Source organism: Planosporangium thailandense (assembly GCF_011947195.1).
GTDB classification, from domain to species: Bacteria; Actinomycetota; Actinomycetes; order Mycobacteriales; family Micromonosporaceae; genus Planosporangium; species Planosporangium thailandense.
Genome location: NZ_JAATVY010000101.1, coordinates 1 through 439 on the forward strand (window position 1 = coordinate 1; position 439 = coordinate 439).

The window sequence follows — 439 nt, forward strand, 5'->3', positions numbered from 1 at the left end:
CGTCGCTGGTGGCCGCCGCGCAGGCCGGCGACGAGGACGCGTTCCGGGGCCTGTACCGGGCGGTGCAGCCCGGCCTGCTGCGCTACCTGCGCGCGCTGGTCGGCGACGACGCCGAGGACGTCGCCTCCGAGGCGTGGCTGCAGATCGCCCGCGACCTGCGCACCTTCCGCGGCAAGGAAGGGTTCCGGGCCTGGGCGGCGACGATCGCGCGCAACCGGGCCCTCGACCACCTGCGCCACCAGCGCCGGCGGCCGGCGGTGAGCACCCCCGTCGAGGAGCTCGTCGAACTGCCCGGCGCCGGGGACACCGCCGAGAGCGCCTCGGACCTCATCTCCACCGACGCCGCGCTGGCGCTCATCCGGTCGCTGCCCCGCGACCAGGCCGAGGCGGTGCTGCTGCGGGTCGTGGTCGGCCTCGACGCGCAGACCGCCGGCAAGGT

The 439-nt window shown here is 77.0% G+C and carries 1 protein-coding gene; it reads left to right on the forward strand.

Features of this window, described 5'->3' with window-relative positions; genetic code table 11:
- Positions 1 to 5: 5 nt before the first annotated feature.
- On the forward strand, positions 6 to 439 hold a 434-nt coding region (locus HC031_RS32315), incomplete at its 3' end, for an RNA polymerase sigma factor (RefSeq protein ID WP_167929248.1).